The 18,194-nt window shown below is 43.1% G+C and carries 18 protein-coding genes and 1 pseudogene; 10 read left to right on the top strand and 9 right to left on the bottom strand.

Annotated elements, in window-relative coordinates; translation table 11 throughout:
- From obgE to rplU, 3 genes and pseudogenes are all read right to left on the bottom strand, one after another.
- Nucleotides 1-210, bottom strand: a pseudogene (gene obgE / locus MED121_RS24220) (GTPase ObgE); the annotation flags it as partial.
- A gap of 132 nt (nucleotides 211-342) precedes the next feature.
- Complete coding sequence (gene rpmA / locus MED121_RS23480) at nucleotides 343-600, bottom strand: 50S ribosomal protein L27 (RefSeq protein ID WP_009836263.1); 258 nt, start codon at nucleotides 598-600, stop codon at nucleotides 343-345.
- A 32-nt stretch (nucleotides 601-632) separates the two neighbouring features.
- Nucleotides 633-941 carry a 50S ribosomal protein L21 gene (gene rplU / locus MED121_RS23475; protein WP_009836264.1) on the bottom strand — a complete coding sequence of 103 codons (309 nt, stop codon included), beginning with the start codon at nucleotides 939-941 and terminating at the stop codon, nucleotides 633-635.
- 320 nt (nucleotides 942-1,261) lie between these two features.
- Between rplU and MED121_RS23470 the strand changes: the two genes are divergently transcribed.
- Nucleotides 1,262-2,245: a polyprenyl synthetase family protein gene (locus MED121_RS23470; RefSeq protein WP_009836265.1), complete on the top strand. Its 984-nt coding sequence runs from the start codon at nucleotides 1,262-1,264 to the stop codon at nucleotides 2,243-2,245.
- A gap of 47 nt (nucleotides 2,246-2,292) precedes the next feature.
- On the opposite strand, the gene MED121_RS23465 is transcribed toward MED121_RS23470, so the two are convergent.
- Nucleotides 2,293-3,234 carry an alpha/beta hydrolase gene (locus MED121_RS23465; protein ID WP_009836266.1) on the bottom strand — a complete coding sequence of 314 codons (942 nt, stop codon included), beginning with the start codon at nucleotides 3,232-3,234 and terminating at the stop codon, nucleotides 2,293-2,295.
- A 351-nt stretch (nucleotides 3,235-3,585) separates the two neighbouring features.
- On the opposite strand from MED121_RS23465, the gene fabA reads away from it, so the two are divergent.
- Both fabA and fabB read left to right on the top strand, forming a co-directional pair.
- Nucleotides 3,586-4,101, top strand: coding sequence for a bifunctional 3-hydroxydecanoyl-ACP dehydratase/trans-2-decenoyl-ACP isomerase (fabA, locus tag MED121_RS23460; RefSeq protein ID WP_009836267.1), 516 nt, complete (start codon nucleotides 3,586-3,588; stop codon nucleotides 4,099-4,101).
- A gap of 26 nt (nucleotides 4,102-4,127) precedes the next feature.
- On the top strand, nucleotides 4,128-5,345 hold the full coding sequence (gene fabB, locus MED121_RS23455; protein WP_009836268.1) for a beta-ketoacyl-ACP synthase I: 1,218 nt from the start codon (nucleotides 4,128-4,130) through the stop codon (nucleotides 5,343-5,345).
- A gap of 162 nt (nucleotides 5,346-5,507) precedes the next feature.
- Here fabB and MED121_RS23450 read toward each other — a convergent pair whose 3' ends face one another.
- The 4 genes from MED121_RS23450 to smrA form a co-directional block, all read right to left on the bottom strand.
- Nucleotides 5,508-6,245: a lysophospholipid acyltransferase family protein gene (locus tag MED121_RS23450; protein WP_009836269.1), complete on the bottom strand. Its 738-nt coding sequence runs from the start codon at nucleotides 6,243-6,245 to the stop codon at nucleotides 5,508-5,510.
- Between the two features lie 50 nt (nucleotides 6,246-6,295).
- Nucleotides 6,296-7,396: a 1-acyl-sn-glycerol-3-phosphate acyltransferase gene (locus MED121_RS23445; protein ID WP_009836270.1), complete on the bottom strand. Its 1,101-nt coding sequence runs from the start codon at nucleotides 7,394-7,396 to the stop codon at nucleotides 6,296-6,298.
- Nucleotides 7,397-7,423: 27 nt separating this feature from the next.
- Nucleotides 7,424-10,342 (bottom strand): insulinase family protein, encoded by a 2,919-nt coding sequence (locus MED121_RS23440; RefSeq protein ID WP_009836271.1) that lies wholly within the window; start codon nucleotides 10,340-10,342, stop codon nucleotides 7,424-7,426.
- Between the two features lie 218 nt (nucleotides 10,343-10,560).
- The gene (gene smrA, locus MED121_RS23435; RefSeq protein WP_009836272.1) at nucleotides 10,561-11,133 is read right to left on the bottom strand and encodes a DNA endonuclease SmrA; all 573 of its coding nucleotides are present in this window, start codon (nucleotides 11,131-11,133) and stop codon (nucleotides 10,561-10,563) included.
- Between the two features lie 280 nt (nucleotides 11,134-11,413).
- On the opposite strand from smrA, the gene MED121_RS23430 reads away from it, so the two are divergent.
- The 7 genes from MED121_RS23430 (at nucleotide 11,414) to MED121_RS23400 (ending at nucleotide 17,840) form a co-directional block, all read left to right on the top strand.
- A complete protein-coding gene (locus tag MED121_RS23430; protein ID WP_009836273.1) occupies nucleotides 11,414-12,733 on the top strand; it encodes an FAD-dependent oxidoreductase in 1,320 nt (439 codons plus the stop codon).
- An 89-nt stretch (nucleotides 12,734-12,822) separates the two neighbouring features.
- Nucleotides 12,823-14,376 carry a BCCT family transporter gene (locus MED121_RS23425; RefSeq protein WP_009836274.1) on the top strand — a complete coding sequence of 518 codons (1,554 nt, stop codon included), beginning with the start codon at nucleotides 12,823-12,825 and terminating at the stop codon, nucleotides 14,374-14,376.
- A 1-nt stretch (nucleotide 14,377) separates the two neighbouring features.
- Entirely contained in the window at nucleotides 14,378-15,508 is a 1,131-nt protein-coding gene (locus tag MED121_RS23420; RefSeq protein WP_009836275.1) for an enolase C-terminal domain-like protein, read from the top strand.
- Between the two features lie 7 nt (nucleotides 15,509-15,515).
- Nucleotides 15,516-15,944 carry a mandelate racemase gene (locus MED121_RS23415; RefSeq protein WP_009836276.1) on the top strand — a complete coding sequence of 143 codons (429 nt, stop codon included), beginning with the start codon at nucleotides 15,516-15,518 and terminating at the stop codon, nucleotides 15,942-15,944.
- Nucleotides 15,878-16,648 carry an enolase C-terminal domain-like protein gene (locus MED121_RS23410; RefSeq protein WP_131471017.1) on the top strand — a complete coding sequence of 257 codons (771 nt, stop codon included), beginning with the start codon at nucleotides 15,878-15,880 and terminating at the stop codon, nucleotides 16,646-16,648. Before MED121_RS23415 ends, MED121_RS23410 begins: the two co-directional genes overlap by 67 nt.
- Nucleotides 16,633-17,292: a GntR family transcriptional regulator gene (locus MED121_RS23405; RefSeq protein WP_009836278.1), complete on the top strand. Its 660-nt coding sequence runs from the start codon at nucleotides 16,633-16,635 to the stop codon at nucleotides 17,290-17,292. The genes MED121_RS23410 and MED121_RS23405 overlap by 16 nt, the downstream gene beginning before the upstream one ends.
- A 56-nt stretch (nucleotides 17,293-17,348) precedes the next feature.
- Nucleotides 17,349-17,840: a YiiD C-terminal domain-containing protein gene (locus tag MED121_RS23400; protein ID WP_009836279.1), complete on the top strand. Its 492-nt coding sequence runs from the start codon at nucleotides 17,349-17,351 to the stop codon at nucleotides 17,838-17,840.
- 89 nt (nucleotides 17,841-17,929) lie between these two features.
- Here MED121_RS23400 and MED121_RS23395 read toward each other — a convergent pair whose 3' ends face one another.
- On the bottom strand, nucleotides 17,930-18,184 hold the full coding sequence (locus MED121_RS23395; protein WP_009836280.1) for a hypothetical protein: 255 nt from the start codon (nucleotides 18,182-18,184) through the stop codon (nucleotides 17,930-17,932).
- Nucleotides 18,185-18,194 lie beyond the last annotated feature (10 nt).

The following is an 18,194-nucleotide window of genomic DNA, read 5'->3' as shown; positions in this document are numbered from 1 at the left end:
CCAGTTTCAGCCTGGTAACGTCGCGTATAACGGTAATCAATGAGCGTATTTAGGGCAGCATCTGCCTCTAATAAAACACTCCCTCCCATCACCACCGTCACCGCCATCTGGGCCACCTTTAGCAATAAATTTCTCACGCCAAAAGCTTAAACAACCGTTTCCACCTTTGCCCGCCCGTACATAAATACTGGCTTCATCAACGAATTTCACAGAATCACCTCTTAGGTGTGTATCACAATATCAGTGATGCAAGTCATCTCGCACCACTCAAAAAATCTATTATATAATTTTTCCAAAAAAAAAGCCCCGCCACAGCGGAGCTCTTTCTTACTCGGTAGAGTATTAAGCAGCTACTACAGAAACTGTACGACGCTTAAACTTACCTTTCACTTCGAACTTCACTTGACCTTCAGTCACAGCGAATAAAGTGTGATCTTTACCGATCTTAACACCTGCACCAGGGTGGAATTGAGTACCACGCTGACGAACAAGAATGTTACCTGGGATCACAACTTGACCACCGAAACGCTTAACACCTAATCGTTTCGACTCCGAGTCGCGACCGTTACGAGTACTACCACCCGCCTTTTTATGAGCCATAATCTACCCCTTAATTTTGAATTTGTGACGTATTAGCCAATCGCTGTGATTTTAACTTCAGTAAACCACTGACGGTGACCTTGACGCTTCATAGAGTGCTTACGACGACGGAATTTAAGAATCTTAACTTTGTCACCGCGGCCATGAGAAACAACTTCCGCTGCAACTTTTACGCCTTCAACAACTGGTGCGCCAACTTTAACGTCGTCGCCATTGCTTACTAGTAGTACTTCGTTGAAATCAACGTTACCACCAGCTTCAACTGCCAGTTTTTCAACCTTAAGGACTTGGCCTTCTTGAACACGGTATTGCTTACCGCCGGTTTTGATCACTGCAAACATGTTTTTCTCCAATAAGATTTATCCGGCTACTGGATTTAATTTGACCTACTTCTAGTGGCCTAAACTTTGACAAACAGCTCATGAATCGAAACTCAAAAGCCCACCAAAATTTAATCACCATATGATAGGGAGCAAAATGTGGATAAATCGGACGCAGGATTGTACAAAATCGAACCAACAAAAACAAGGCATAGAGAGATTTATCATGCATATTTTGAGATTTAGGTTGACCCTCTCTCCCTCCTTACCTAGCATGTGGCAGTCTTGCAATTTTCAATCCGAAAATTCGCTAGGAAAATAGTCCGATTGGAAAAAAATTAATGTCCTCCAACTCTATACATGCGGTTGTTAACACGGAATTTAACCTAGTCAACGACCACATTTTATCTCAGTTAAAAAGTGAAATTCCGCTCATTGAGCAAATTGGTTACTACATTATCAGCAATGGCGGCAAACGCTTGCGTCCATTACTGGTTCTTATGGCTGCCCGCGCATGCGGCAATGCAGACGCATCCAATTACCAAGACAACATGGTCAAGATGGCAACCATCATAGAGTTTATCCATACAGCCACCTTGCTGCATGATGATGTGGTTGATGAATCAGACATGCGTCGCGGCAAAAAAACCGCAAATGAAGAATGGGGCAACGCCCCTAGCGTTTTAGTCGGTGACTTTCTTTACTCGCGTGCATTTCAAATCATGGTAGAAGTTGGCAGCATGCAATGTATGCAAATACTGGCTGAAACAACCAATATCATCTCCGAAGGGGAAGTTCAGCAGCTGATTAACTGTGGTGACCCTAGCACTTCAGAAGAGAGCTATCTTAAGGTTATCCAGTACAAAACGGCCAAGTTGTTTGAAGGGGCTGCACTTTGTGGCGCCATCGTTGCTAATGCAAATAAAGAACAACAACAGGCGCTAGCAGACTATGGGACCTATGTTGGTACGGCTTTTCAGTTAATTGACGATGTGATGGACTACACAAGTACCGCTGAAGAAATGGGTAAGAATGTCGGCGATGATCTTGCTGAAGGCAAACCAACTCTACCGCTTATCTATACCATGAAGCATGCCCCTACTGAAGCGGCACAAAGGGTACGCCAAGCAATAGAAACAGGCGGACTTGAACAGCTAGATACTATCATTGCAGATGTTCAGGCATGTGGCGCTATCGAATACACAGAAAAAGCAGCGCAGGAACAAGCGCAATTAGCAATTGATGTATTAGCCCCATTACCGGATTCTGTTTATAAAACCGCATTAATTGATCTGGCAAATGCGTCGGTAAACCGCCGCAACTAAGCACATCAAGAAAGCCAGAGCACATTCTGGCTTTCTTACTTCCCTTCTTAAATATCAGACTGCTTTAACAAAGAAAGAACCAAGTCTGCAGTTTCTTGCGGTCTCTCCATCATAAAGCAATGCCCTCCCTCAACGTCTATCAAATCTATATTCTGATTGACTCTAGCCGCATGAGTATAAGACTGACGAAAAAAGGGTAAGGTGTCCTTACCTGCCACTATCGTTGTCGGAACCTGCAATTCAGTTAAGCTTTTCCATAACCGCTTAGGGTAACTAGCAAAAATGGCAGATTCCATCCAAGGAGGGCAAATGAGTTGATTCATTCCGGTATGATCAGCCCTTAAAGAATGATCTAGATAACATTCAAGGCTTTCATCCGTCCAACCTTTAAAGGTTCCTCTTCCTGTAAAATATCGACGCGCTTCCTCTTTATTTAACCAGCTAGTTTTGCGTCTTCTGGCCTGCTTCACCATAGGCACTTGCGTCATTAACCCTGATATCCGCATCCCTCTTAATAACCAGAGCATTCTTGGGGGAAACAAAGCTGGGTCTAATATAATCAAACGATCAAAATATTTTGGAGCCTGCGCGGCCATCAAAGCGGTTAAACAACCACCAAAGCTATGGGCTAAACCAACTCTTACTTGATCGTCTGGTAAAAACTGTTGAGCAGCATGAAGACATCGGCTCGCCGTTTTGTTCCAGCCAATAAATGTCTTATCCACATCACTAAGGCCATGACCCGCTGCGTCTTGTGTAAAAATGTCATATTCATTGGCAAGTGGCATCAGCATTTCTGCATAACTCATAGAAGCAAAACCATTACCGTGCAAGAAGTGTAAAACCGCTTTAGAGGACTGCCTGTCTTTAGAAAAATGTTCCGAAAGTGAGTGCTTACCCCTTAATAAAGTCCCTGTATCGGATTCTGATTCCCATTGGTGCAAGCCACCACTCCATGACCTAATTTGGGCTAACCTCTCAGTTTTCATTTTCGACCTCAGCATAAAAATACGCTCATTCAGCCTAGTTAACAGGCAATAAAAGAAAGAAGATTACTACAAAATGAAATAACAAAAACGAATATAACAAAGTTTTTTACTTCAATTTAATCATATCAAAAAGAATGAATGCACACACTCAGACCACAAAACAACCAGAGGTAAACCTTGACATATTGTTTTTAAGCTAATTTTTTTAACGAAATTGGTTTTTTTACACTCAAACATTCATATTATCTTCCTTAACCGATATAATTTGCCCGATTAAAAATTGATAACTGAACTACTGGAAAGCCAGTGAGCACTTTGCTCTTTCGGCCTTAATGTAGCAATAGGAATATAATGACTACTCATTCATCATTTGAGAAAGACGAGCTTTTAAAGTGCGGCCATGGCGAAATGTTTGGCGCAGGTAATGCACAGCTACCTGTTGGCAACATGCTAATGATCGACAGAATCACCAACATAACCGTAGATGGCGGTGAGTTTGGTAAAGGTGAAATCATTGCTGAGCTAGACATCAATCCTGATCTTTGGTTTTTCGATTGCCACTTCCCAGGTGATCCTGTCATGCCTGGTTGTCTAGGTCTTGATGCCATGTGGCAGCTAGTCGGCTTTTTCCTTGGCTGGAAAGGCAACAAAGGACGTGGTCGTGCTCTAGGTTCAGGTGAAGTTAAATTCACAGGTCAAATCCTACCTACAGCTAAAAAAGTCACTTTCCGCATCACTCTAAAACGCGTTATTGAGCGTAAACTAGTGATGGGAATCGCAGATGGAAGCGTTTGTGTTGATGGACGTGAGATTTACACTGCAACAGATTTGCGTGTCGGTCTATTTACTTCAACTGAAAATTTCTAAAGATTAAGAATAGAGAGGCACACCCTATGCGTCGCGTAGTTGTAACTGGTCTTGGTATCGTAAGCTGTCTTGGTAATGACAAAGAGAGCGTTTTAAACTCTTTGCTTGAAGGCAAATCTGGCATTCGTTTTGCGGATGATTACAAAGAAATGGGCTTTCGCAGTCACGTATGTGGCCGTATCGACCTAGATTCTGATGAAATGATCGACCGTAAAACACGTCGTTTCATGGGCCCTGCTGCCACTTATGCTTATGTTTCTATGCAGCAAGCAATCACAGACTCAGGCCTAACAGAAGAGCAAGTCTCTAATGTTCGTACAGGCTTGATTGCTGGTTCTGGTGGCGCATCTGCCGGTAACCTTGTTGATTCTGCAGACACATTACGTAATAAAGGCGTTAAACGTGTTGGCCCTTATCGTGTTACTCAAACTATGGGTAGTACCGTTTCTGCTTGCCTTGCAACACCGTTTAAAATTAAAGGCGTTAACTACTCAATCACTTCAGCTTGTTCTACTAGTGCTCACTGTATTGGTAATGCAATGGAGCTTATTCAGCTAGGCAAACAAGATGTTGTTTTTGCTGGCGGCGGTGAAGAAGAGAGCTGGACTCAAACCTGCATGTTTGATGCTATGGGCGCACTATCTTCTAAGTACAATGAAACACCAGAAATTGCTTCTCGTGCTTATGATGCAAACCGCGACGGTTTTGTTATCGCAGGTGGCGGCGGCATGCTAGTGATTGAAGAACTAGAACACGCTAAAGCTCGTGGCGCTAAAATCTACGGCGAGCTAGTCGGTTACGGTGCAACATCTGATGGTTACGACATGGTTGCTCCCTCTGGTGAAGGCGCTGTACGTTGCATGCAAATGGCAATGAGTACAACTGAGGGTGATATTGATTACATCAACACTCACGGTACAAGTACCCCTGCTGGTGACATGAAAGAACTTCAAGCTGTGAACGAAACATTTGGTGGCGACATTCCAAAAATCAGTTCAACAAAATCCCTATCTGGTCACTCTCTAGGTGCGGCTGGTGTACATGAGGCGATTTATAGCTTACTTATGATGGAAAACGACTTCATCGTAGCGTCAGCAAACGTTGACGAGCTTGACGAGGCTGCAGGCGACATTCCAGTTGTCACTAAGCGCATCGACAATGCTAACCTTAAGCAAATCATGTCAAACAGCTTTGGTTTTGGCGGCACAAATGCCAGCCTAGTATTTAAGAAATACGAAGACTAATTCTGTTGTAGGTTTCGACCTACGTAATAAAAAAGTCGCTTATGCGGCTTTTTTTATTGTCTGCATTTGACCCGTTCTGAATAAGCCTATCATTTGCACACATAAAAAAAGGGAGTGAGCCAAACGGTCCACTCCCTTTTTATCGACGCTAGCGAGATAAACTTACTTGGTTGTTACCTTCGCCATATTCTCTCGCATCCAGACTTCCATTTCTTCATGCATATCACCCGTCTTTTTACCTTCTACCTCAATTGGCTCACCAATGATGACATTGATAGTACCTGGCTGTTTTAGCCATTTTTTACCGGGCCAAATTTCACCCGCATTATGCACAATCGGCAAGATCGCTTTATCCGCTGAGGTGGCTAACATCGCAGCCCCTTTATTAAAGCTCTTCTCTTCACCAGCACGTACACGAGTACCTTCAGGGAAGATTAGTACGGAGCGTCCACCTAACAAACGCTCTTTGCCTTGCTTGAGGATTTGTTTTAACGCATTCGATTTCTGACTACGATCTATGGCAATAGGCTGCACCATACGTAACCCCCAACCAAAAAAAGGCACAGATAAAAGCTCTTTTTTTAGCACGGTAGAAAGTGGCGTTACCAGTACCTGTAAAAAGTAGGTTTCCCATTCACTTTGATGATTTGCCACAATCACATAAGCACGGCCTTTTTCAAGGTTTTCACGACCTTGAACATTCACAGTTACGCCGCAAAAAATACGAAATAAAAACAACAAAATGCCATTATGAACATTCAACACCTTCTGACGATGAATTCCGGGCACACAAAGGGCAATAGGCGGAGCGACAACACCTGCCACCACAGTTGATACCACATAACTTATCCCAAACAGTGTCGAGCCAACCCATGAACGAATGGATAATCCAATACTCATTCTTTGAAATACTCCTTACAGCAATCAGATCCAATAGTCACTAATGGTCATTAATCTACCAGCTGATTCTTTTGAATCAATGGGTTCGCATACATTTGTAGTAACGTTTGCTTCAATTCTTGCGGGCAGTTTGATAAATAATGCTCAAACTCTTGGTTATCCGATTTATCCCCATTTAATAAGGCTAAGGCACTCTTATTACGAGGGTAAATTTCATAGTTCTTGATAATTTGACGATCAATCTCAGCCACTAGATCCTCTGGGGTTTCAAAGTCTTCCGTAATTTGATCACCAAAAGTAACAACGACCTTACCTTTTTGGCCCACTATGCCATTTTTAATACTATCAATATCTTCAAACTCAGACTTTTCATAGTTTCCGGTTTCTGCTTTCTCAAATAACTCGCCTGCCTTATCTAACGCACAAGGGTCATATTCATATGAAATGGAAACAGGCACTATATTCAGACTTTTCATGGCTTCAGCGAAGCTCATTTTCTTTTTCTTACTCATGTAGAACATTTTAATGATGGCTGGATCGGTTTTATCTAAACCATCTTTAGCACGCCCTTCTTTTTGAGCAATCCAAAGGTTACAAGAATCATTTTCAACCGAGTGGTTGATATACCCTGAAAGCTGATTAAAAGCAGCCATCATTTCACGCACACCATTGGCAGAGCGCTTTACAATGAAGCTTTTATTCAAACGCATCAGGTCTGATACAAAAGGACGACGCAATAGGTTGTCACCTATTGCGATACGCACAGTACTTAAACCATTTAAGTAAAGGCCATAGTTAACAAACGCAGGGTCCATTGCAATATCTCTGTGATTAGAAATAAAGAGGTGCCCTATATTTTTATCTAATTTTTCGATGCCTCGATATTCAACTTCAGTCGTTGTCGTTTTAATCATTCGATCCATATAGCCTTTCACTAAAGACTGAAAGTCATGCACATTATGGATTTTTGCTATTTGCCTCTTCAGCACAAGCTTTACAAAAAACGCTAAGGGTCCTTTTAAGAAGGTCGGCCAATGCTTAAACCTAAAACCTATAATTGTATCGATAAAATCTGGTGTATTTATTAAATTTGCCAGTACCTTAGCGACTTCATCGTCGTTATACGGGCGAATATCATGAAACTGATCCATTAAGTTTTCCGCTAGTTTAAATGTTTATTAAAGAGTTTGGATATCAAAGCCTAACTCTTGCAAAACATCCTTGTTATTAGGTGAGCTAATGACTGCTGCACTCTCGTTTTCTTTCACTAAATAGGTTTGAGCAACCTCTTTTAGCTGAGCAATACTCACTTTAAGAATATCCGCTCTAAAGGCCTCTCTTTGCTCCTTTGTACGCTTATGCAGTGCTAAGAAGTAGTCTCCTTGCGCTTCGCCAGCTGGTGAGCCAGGTTTATCCATTGAACCAATCACACCAAGAATGGCTTCTTCTAACGCCAGTTCCGAATGCTCTTCATTGATCAACCATTGAATCGAAGCATCAAAGTCATCTAAAGTTTCAACTAAGCGTGGGTCACGATAGCTATAAAATTTAAACGCACCTGAGGTCGGATCAAAGCTAGCACCACCACCGTATGCTCCACCTTGCTCACGAATTACACGATGCAAGAAGCCATTACGCAAGAAACCACCTAGAACGGTTAGCGGTGCGATATGAGGATGTATCCCAGAGACAGTGGCAAAAGATTTGGCACAGAAGTTCACTTGAGAAGCCGTTAACCAAGCCACTTTTTGCTTTTCATCTACCGCAGGCAAAGAAAAAGATTGCTCGCAGCTTCCCGCGTCAATATCTTGCCAGTTTGACTGCAAGGTATCTAATAAAGTTGTTTCATGTTGTGCTTCAGCCACCAGCAATAGTCGCTTAGAAGAGGCAAGCAGTTTTGTATGAATCGCCGCAAACACATCCATTATTGCTTGGACATTGGCCTCATCATTTAACGTATCATCAAGCGCTTTTAAGGCACGAATGCCCGTCATACCACCCCAAGACTCTTGCTGCATATTGAAGCCACTAGCTCCACTTGACGCTGCCATCATGGCAAAGGAGTGACCTTGTCCAGTAATCGACTGCTCACGACGAGCGCGACGTTGAGCAATGAGCTCACGCAGACGAGGCAACTCATCAAAACGAGGTGCTAAGAAAGTTTGCTTTAAGATATCACTCATCTCTGCAAACTTGTTTACCAAGGCCTTACTTGATAATACGAAGTAAGCACCAACCTCTTGCTTATCATCCAATAGAGGACGAATAGAGTTTGAGGCACCAATCCCGCCACACACTTGCGCTTGTGCTTCTTGTACTGCAAGGTAGTTTTGCTCACCAGAACCAAGTTCAGCCAAGGCATAAGAGAAGAGAGGCAACAGCTCTCGTTCTTGCTCGGTCAGTTCTGGAAGATCTATAACCAATTGTTCATACACAAGTCCGTTTGTACCCTGTGGATAAAAAGTAACCGGAATATTCGCTGTGATATTTTTACTTTCATAGCTAGGTAATTCAGCCGGTACATCTTCAAGGCCGACTTTTGGCAGTATGCTCATATCATCTTCTTGAGACTGTCTGGCTTGCAATGCCAAACTTAAGTCAATCACATCTTGTTTGTCTTGCTCACTCAAAGATGCTTTGATCAAGGCCAGACGATCTAATTCAGCTTGATTACGACGGCCTTCTAATTCGGTATCTGGACTTAAGGTCAGTGTCACCCTATGGGCATTTGTTAATAACAAGTCTTTAATTAACTGACCGATATAGCCAGGTGACTGGATGCGCTCGCGCAATTCACGAATCACAGGCTCTACATCTAGCTGAGCAATCACGTCGCCTTCATGTACCGCGGTCGAAAGACCTGACAAGATGATTTGCAAACCGTAAGGGTAGCTATCGCCGCCAATTTCACGTTGATGTAATTCCAGCTGATGCAACATAGCTTCAACCATTTCTTGGGCAACGCCTTCTTCAGCTATTTGCGCAAGTGTCTCTAGAACCAAGGTTTCGACTTTAGCATTATCCTCTTTACGTACACCTTCAAGGCCACACATAAAGCTCATTTCTTTATTACTGTCTTCAAGACCGCACAATGGAGAAGGCGCATTACCTAGTTCAGTATTTTCGAGCGCACGGCGCAAAGGTGACGCACTGTTATCCAACAATACATTCGACAAAAGCTCAGCTTCATATTGCTGACTCAAATCTGTACTTTCACCCAGTAACCAGCCAACAACCACATGACTGGCGTCGTCTTTCGCTTCATCAGCCGCATAGCCTTCTTCAATACGAACAGGGGAGAAATAACGCTTAGCATTATCAACACTGACTTTTTGATCTAGTCGTTCAAAACGAGATAACACCTTGTCTTCGAATTCAGCCTGTAATTCAGCCGCTGGCAAGTCACCAAATGTCATAAAGACAGCATTGGTTGGATGGTAGTGTGTGCGGTAAAAATTTAGCAGATCATCATAAGACAAATCAGGAATATCAGTTGGCTCACCACCCGAATTAAAGTGATAAGTATTATTTGGGAAGAGGTATTTGGTCAGGGTTTGCCAAAGCACTGAGTTAGTAGAACTCATGGCGCCCTTCATTTCGTTAAATACCACCCCTTTAAAAGTTAAATCAGACTCAGAATTTTCCATCTCAGCAAACTCAAGACGATGACCCTCTTGAGAAAAATCCAATTTATCTAGGCGAGAAAAGAAAACCGCATCAAGATAAACATCAAGCAGATTTTTAAAGTCTTTTTTGTTTTTGCTGGCAAAAGGGTAGGCAGTCCAATCCGATGAAGTAAACGCGTTCATAAAGGTGTTTAATGAACGTCGAATCATCATAAAGAAAGGGTCGCGGACAGGGAAACGCTCTGAACCACAAAGTGCGGTATGCTCTAGAATATGAGCAACACCACGAGAATCAGTCGGCACTGTTTTTAAACCAACCAAAAACACATTCTCATCATTATCAGAGGCGATATGGAAATGTTTAGCACCGGTTACCTTGTGCTCAAACTCAATCACTTCAACATTTAGCGCGTCAATAAACTCACTACGCACTAGTGTAAACGCTGGATGATGCGCTGTATTTGTTGTCATTATCTACCTCTGAATTGAATAAGACTAAATAGGGTCTGCAAGAATGTTAAGCAGCCAATAGTATGAAAATTAAATCCGTTAACTTCTTGTGGTCTAAGCAAATTGCCAAGATTATAGCAAAAATGTCGTATTTACTGCACGAACTAAGGTGGGCATCAGGTAAAACAGATTAAATATTAAGAGATAATACCAAATATCGGTACTTTCATTATATAAGATTAGCGTTTTTGATGCTGTTCCCAAGCATCTAAACGGGCTTTTTCGCTTTTCTTGAAAAGAATATAAACCGCCCCTAGACCGCCATGGTATTGCTGAGCGGTGTGAAATGCCATGACATCATCCATATCCTTAAGCCATTTATTAATATAGCTTTTTAAGGTTGCCTGATTATCTGGGGTCCGATCACCTTTACCATGAACCAAGATAGCCACTCGAATATCATTGCGCATGCAGTCGCCCACAAATTGATAAACTAGCTCACGGGCTTGATCGACAGTACGACGATGCAAATCTAAGCGTGATTCAATACCATATTTACCTTGGCGAAGACGTTTAAAAACCCCCTCTTGCACGCCATCTTTTTTATAGGCAAGTACATCATTGATATCCACTTTATCCACATAGTCTGCCGACAAATGGTTCATATCTTTTTCTGGTGTTGTCATAGCCGCTTTTTTGCGCTCATTGAAATCGACACTGGGCCCTTTTTTACCCAAGTAGACTTCATCTTTACGCATTTTTTTAATGCCTGCGACCTCTTGCGCAAACAATGAAAAATCATCTTCTTCCACAACAACCTCAATAACCCAAACCAGCTGATAGCGATAAAACCTAAGCTACCAGGATCTCATTAACAGCACTCACAAACACCTTTATACCAGTATATACGCAAGTCTAAAGCGGAATTGTATCGCTTTTTTAATATTTACACGATGCATAGCTTTCACATTGCTTTCATATGCTTGCAAGTCTTTGCGCGGATAAATAAATAAACAGTGCTTGACAGCATCACACATTAAAATATATTTTAAATATATCTTACAAATATTAATAAAATATATTGGTGTTAATATGCGCTATAGCCTCAACCTTCCAACCGACTATAAAAACGATTTACCTCGCTTTGGTGACTTTGATGTCATCGTTGCTGGCGCTGGGCCTGCAGGTGTTGCAGCGGCTGTGACCGCCGCCGAACTGGATTTAAAGGTGCTAATTATTGAGCGCTTAGGGTTTTGTGGTGGAGCTGCAGTTGCAGGCTTATCCGGCACTATTTGCGGCTTATACAAATCCGTCGAAGACACAAGCAATTCTGAGCCAGAGCAATTGGTATTTGGTTTTGCAGAACGTTTTCGCCACGCTCTCATTGAAGCCGGCGGCCTCACAGAACCTCAAATCTATGGCAAAACCTGGGTCGCTACCCATGACTGTGCAAAATATAAAAAAGTCGCAACCGACATGTTGCGACAAGACAACATTACGGTGCTTTACCACACTCAAATGGTCGATGTGATTGCTGAAGATGACACTTTGAAAGGCTTGGTGCTGCATACCAAATCAGGTTTCACTTCGGTTTACGCACAACGTGTGATTGATGCCAGTGGTGACGCCGATGTGGTCTTCAAGCTGGGACAAAAAACCCGTAAAGGTCAAAACGGCATTATTCAGAATCCCACCATGATGTTTAAGGTAGGTAATGTCGACATGGAAACCTACTTAGACTATTGGGGAGAGAATACTATCTCCCCCCCAAAAGTTGTCAGCATGTTAGAAGCCAATGACGCCCTATTACGTAAAAAGGTTTGGTTATTCCCGACCGTTAACCCAGGTGAGTTATTAGTCAATGCCACTAAAATCACTGGCTTTGATAAACGTGCGTTAGATGTCACCGACCCCGTTGATCATACCGAAGCCGAGCAGTTTTCTATCTATCAAGCGGATGAGTTTTTCAACTTCATGAAAGCCAATCTACCCGGCTGTGAGAATAGCTATTTCATTGATTACGCAACTGAAGTGGGTGTTCGTCAAACCCGCTCTATCGACGGCATAAAAACCTTAACCAATGACAATGTGGTCAATGGTGATAAGTGCTCTGATGCGATAGTCAAAAGTGCGTGGCCGATCGAGCTGCACTATGGCGATAAACCCAGAACTGAATGGTTGGTTGATGACCACTATGAAGTTCCCTTTCATACCTTAGTGCCTAAGCATGGCAAGAACCTCATTGTTGCAGGTCGATGCTTAAGCAGTGAGCACGAAGCACTCGCCAGCTGTCGTGTCACAGCCCAGTGTTTTGAATATGGAAAAGCGGCAGCCCTAGCTACGCATATATCGATAAAGGAGGCGCTTGATTTTCAAGCGATCGATGGTAAGCGAATCGCCGATCTCATGTAACGCGTTTGGGAGAAGCGTACTAACTCTTCTCCCAAACGGTCAGGTGACATTGGCAACCCAATAAATAATAACAATACGTTGGATAAACTATGAGTGTATCTTCACAAAACCTCGGCGCATCAAGCCGACCAGAACAAACCAATAGCGTTGAAACCGACCGCAAGATGCAAGTCATTAGCTTGCTTATTATTGCGGTATTGACGCTCCCTATTATCATTTTCCCTGATGCGGCTAAAACCAATATCAATGCGCTTTTCAAATGGATGACCAACAGCTTTGACTTTGCCTTTTTAGGTATAGGTTTCGGGTCACTCATTTTTCTATTGGCATTAGCTTTCTCACGTCATGGCAATATTAAATTAAGTGCGGATAAGCATGCTGAGGCTGAATTTTCAAAAGGCGCTTGGGGAGCCATGGTTTTCCTCGCGGGTATTGCGTCTGGCCTACTACTTTGGGGGGGAACAGAATGGGGCTATCACTATGCTTGGACACCGTTTGGCATAGAAGCAAAATCAGTTGAAATGTACACAGTCGCACAAGGTTACGGCATTTTCCATTGGGGCCCAACAGCATGGGCTTTATATTGTGTTCCGACCATCGCCATTTCCTATATTTATTACGTACGTCAAAAACACATTTATAAAGTAAGTGAATCATGTCGTGGTGCTCTCGGTAACTTAGTTGATGGCCCCTTGGGCACCATCATCAACTACACCTTTATTTTTGGTGTCTTAGGTGCTGCTGCCACCTCGCTGGGATTAGGTACCCCAATGATTAGCGCCGCGTTAGCCGAAGTTTTAGGGGTGAGTGGCGGTCTATTTATGGACATGATAGTCATTCTAGTTTGTACTGCTATCTTCTCTGTCAGTAGTGGTTTAGGACTCTCTGAAGGCATTAAACGTTTAAGTACTTTTTCGACCCTATTAACCCTCGCGATTGTTGCCTATATTTTTGTCGTAGGTCCAACTAAATTCATCCTTGGATTAGGTATGGATTCATTAGGCTATATGGTGGAAAACTATATCAAAATGAGTACTTGGACAGACAGTGTCGAAAAAAGTGGTTTCCCACAGGCTTGGACTGTTTTTTATTGGGCTTGGTGGGTGGCTTATGCGCCATTTATGGGAATGTTTGTTACCCGTATTTCTCGTGGCCGCACCATACGTGAAGTCATTTTCGGTATGTTGGTTTACGGTTCAACGGGTTGTGCTATTTTCTACATAGTCCTGGGTGGATACGGCATTAATCTACAAATGGAAGGCATTCTTCCTATGTCAGAATTAGTCAATACCAAAGGCGTTGCCTTCGCGATTATTGAGCTCTTCAAAACCTTGCCAGCTAGTGGTTTGATTCTTATTGCTTTAGCGGCGTCTGGCATCGTATTACTAGCGACTACCTTCGACTCAGCAGCCTATGTGATGGCATGTGCCACCACTAAAAAACTAGGTGAAGGCCAAGAACCTGAACGCTCAAACCGCCTTTTCTGGTGCTTCGCCATTGCTATTCTGCCACTTACTTTAATGTTCCTTGGCGGGCTAAAAAGCATGCAAACAGCCTCTGTTTTAGTGGGGCTACCCGTTATGGTGATCTTAGTTCTAATGATGATCACCACCAGCAAATACATCAAAGAGGATAACGCTTAAAATGTCTGCGCCTATTGTGAAAAAAATTGAGCTTTTCGCAATAGGCCCTAATGGCAAGAAGATCAGCTGGTCTTCTTTCTTAGGGCCTATGAGTGAAGCCATGATAGTGACACGTCTTACTTTTGATAATGGTCTAGAAGGTATCGCTGGTCTTACCACTTACACTGAGCATGAGTTCGACCAAACCACGTTTCAAAGTGCCGCTTTGATGTCTCCTTTTATTCTGGGCCGCCACCTCGATGAGATCCCTGAAATTCATCAGGATATGCAGGGGAAATATGTGCCACTTAAACATATATCCAGCTCCCTATTTGATATTGCATTACATGATGCGAAAGCCAAATTTTTAAATTTGCCTATCTACAAGATGCTAGGTGCGGGGGCTGAGCAGCAAAAAGTTCGGGCTTATGCTTCTAGCCCTGTGTTTGACACCATAGAAGGTTACCTCACCTATTGTCACGAGATGCTAGCCCAAGGCTTCAACGCCATCAAAATTCATCCCCCTTGTGTCTATGACATAGATAAAGCCTTGGTTGAAGCGCTAAATATAGAGTTTGCTGAGCAAGACATAGGCTGGAGTCTAGATGTCGATGCGAACTACACCTTAGAAGAAGCTCTCAAGATGGGGCAACTGCTGGATGAGTATGAATGGGAGTTCTTTGAAGAACCTTTACCTGATTCCAACCTTTCAGGTTATCAAACCTTGGTGGCGAATCTGAAGCTGGATGTCATCAGTGGTGGTAACAGCCTGCCACACCCTCACTTAATAGAATATGGGTTAAAACACGCCTGCTGGAACCGCAGCCGCTTTGATGTCACTAGCATTGGTGGCTTCACTAATGCCAATAAAGTCATGCAGTTTACCCAAGCACATAACTGCCTCGCTGAAGTACAATCTTGGGGTTACACCCTGACCCAAGCGGCTAACCTTCACATTATGCTGGCACACAATAATTGCCATTATTTTGAACAAGCTGCACCCTATGAGAAATATGAGTTTGGGGCCAAGCAAGTTTTTAGACCTGATGCAGACGGTTATATTCAGGCGCCAACTAGACCTGGGCTAGGTGTCGATCTAGATTGGGAGAGACTCACGCCATTTATCTATCAAAGTCGCGAATTCAATTTATAGGCTTGTCATGCAACATCGAATCGAAAAAGTTGAAGTATTTTGTCTACAGGATCCTCAAGCGGACTTTGTTCGCTTTGAAGGCAGCTATCAAAATGTTGTAGTGGTTGTTACCGCTGACAATGGCCTATATGGCATAGGCGAAAGTGACTCACCACCCTCTATTATCAAAGCCTTGATTGAAGCACCAACTTATAATCACCTATCGCAGGGGTTAGCGACATTATTGCTTGGCGAAGCATTAGATGATCCTAAGCGTCTGTGGCAAAAAATGTATCAAAACACCTATTGGCATGGACGCAATGGCGCTCTCATCCATGCCATTAGCGCGCTTGATATTGGGATTTGTATGCACGTCTCAACAAGGCCCCCTTGCATACCTATTTTGGCGAGCAAAAACACGATAAGCTGCCCGCTTATGCCACGGTTTACCCCTTAGCAGCAGAAGAAAGTGACATCAAAGCACAGATAATGCCGTTATTGGATCAAGGCTTTAGACGTTTAAAAATTTGTGTGGAACCCTGGTGGCAAGATAAAGACAAAACCCTTTCTAATTTAAGCTACCTAAGGCAGTTGGTCGGGCAAGATTGTCACCTAATGTTAGATGTTGCGTTAGAGTTTACCCAACTTGAGCAGCTAAGCCCCTTTATACCTAGATTAGAAGCGCTCGATTTTAAATGGATTGAAGCTCCCTTTAATCTAGAAAACCTTAAAGACCATATAAGGTTAAAACAACTTACTCGGATTCCTTTAGGGGTGGGTGATCTTGGCATGACCACTTGCCGTGAATTTGAGCCTTATTTAAAAGAAGCGGCATTTGATATTGCCCAACCCGATATCACCTTATTTGGTGGTGTCAGTGAAATGATGAAACTAAAGCAGCTACTGGCAGATAAAAACAAACGTATTGTGCCCCATGCCTATAATTCAGACATCACCATTGCGGTGAATAGCCACTTTTTATCTTGTCAGCCACAACAAGAAGCACTCGAATATTCCACCAGCCCTTCTCTCTTGCGCCAAGCCTTAATCAAAAATCCCTATAGCATTGATTCGAATGGCATGGTTACAATAGCAAAAGAACAAGATGGCCTCGGCATTAAGCTGAACTGGGATATTATTCAATCATGCACAATCCGTTAGAGAAAAAAACCAAAGCTGAAATTGCCGCTGAAAAACTAGAAGCGGCCATTGTCGACTGCCTCATTGAGCCGGGGTCTGTGATGACAGAAACAGAAATCAGTGAATTTCTCGATCTTGGCAGAACCCCCGTAAGGGAAGCGTTAATGAAGCTTGCCAATGAAAACCTCGTGCGTTTATCCCGTGCTGGTGTGGTAATTCCCGAACTCAATCCCATGACCATGTTAAAGCTGCTGGAACCTCGCTCTTTAATCGAAAGTTTGTGTATCGACAAAGCCATCGACCGCATGGAAGACAGTGATAAAGCACAGATAAAAGCGGTTATCACCACCCTAAGCCAGCTCGACGACAATGACAGAAAAAGTTTTATGGCGGTATTAAGAGAGATGCACCAAATTCTCGCTCAATCATCTAAGAATGAGTTTATCTTGGCCTCCATTAAAACCACTCAAGGGCTATCAAGACGCTTTTGGTGTTATTACGCCACGGATAAAGATCAGGCCTACTGCACAGACCTTTACATCAGACAAATGAACGCCCTGCTTGCCTCAGATAAAGACACAGCGCTGAATGCTTCAGCAGAATTGATTCAATATCTACAGGACTTTACCAAGGCTCAATTAGAAGCCTTTAAGTCCACTCACTAGTTGAGGGAACTTAGTCTAGCGAATCAATCTCACCAGCATCATTCAAGGAGACAAATATGGCCCAACAACAGATGACCCAACAACAGATGACCCAGCAACAAACCGCCGACGAGTTTCTTATCTGGCTAAAAGGGCAAATCCCTCTTATTAATCATATGGGCTTTGGTGATCTGGTTTATGATGGTCAGTCACTGCAAATGCCAGCGTCACTCGCGCCTAATGTGAATGATAAAGGCACCGGCTTTGGCGGTTCTCTTTCTACGGTTGCCACCCTATGTGGTTGGGCGCTGGTGACCCTTTACCTGCGTGAACAAGGTCGAGATTGCGATGTCATGATCCGAGATAGCCAAATCAACTACCTCGCGCCTATCACAGATGATTTTTATGCTGAAGTTGCCCTGCCGGATGCAGCAGAGCTTAAGACTTTTATGTCATACCTAGATAACAAAGGCCGCGGTCGACTCAATCTAGAAATCGAGGTCAAACAAGGTGATCAAGTCGCCATGACACTTAAGGGAGCTTATGTAGCTGTGGAGAAGAAGATGTGATGAGTAACGCTATTTCAGACGCAGCAAAAAGAGTATGAGTTGAAGACTCATCACTAACAATAATCTTCCTCAGCTCTTGTGCCATTTAGCTAAATAACAGGGCGTGTTAATAACTTTGTGACTGATTGGTTATCGTCCATCCACTGCCTCGTTGCCTCACATCGCCATTCAATGGATTTAGCAATGAGAGGATACACCTCTAACAATGTTGGGTTATTAAAAATAGGCTCATGATGACCACACCTGTTTCTAAACTTTCTTATTGTATAACAAGCCGTTTTGAGCTCAGTGCGCATGCTTGCAACTGTCATGCCTGCTGGCGCATTGGGAAATTTGACACTCATGCTATCTAGA

The sequence above is a fragment of the Marinomonas sp. MED121 genome (assembly GCF_000153025.1).
Classification (GTDB): Bacteria; Pseudomonadota; Gammaproteobacteria; order Pseudomonadales; family Marinomonadaceae; genus Marinomonas.
Note: the sequence above shows the minus strand (reverse complement) of the source record. Positions and strands in the feature narration are given on the sequence as shown.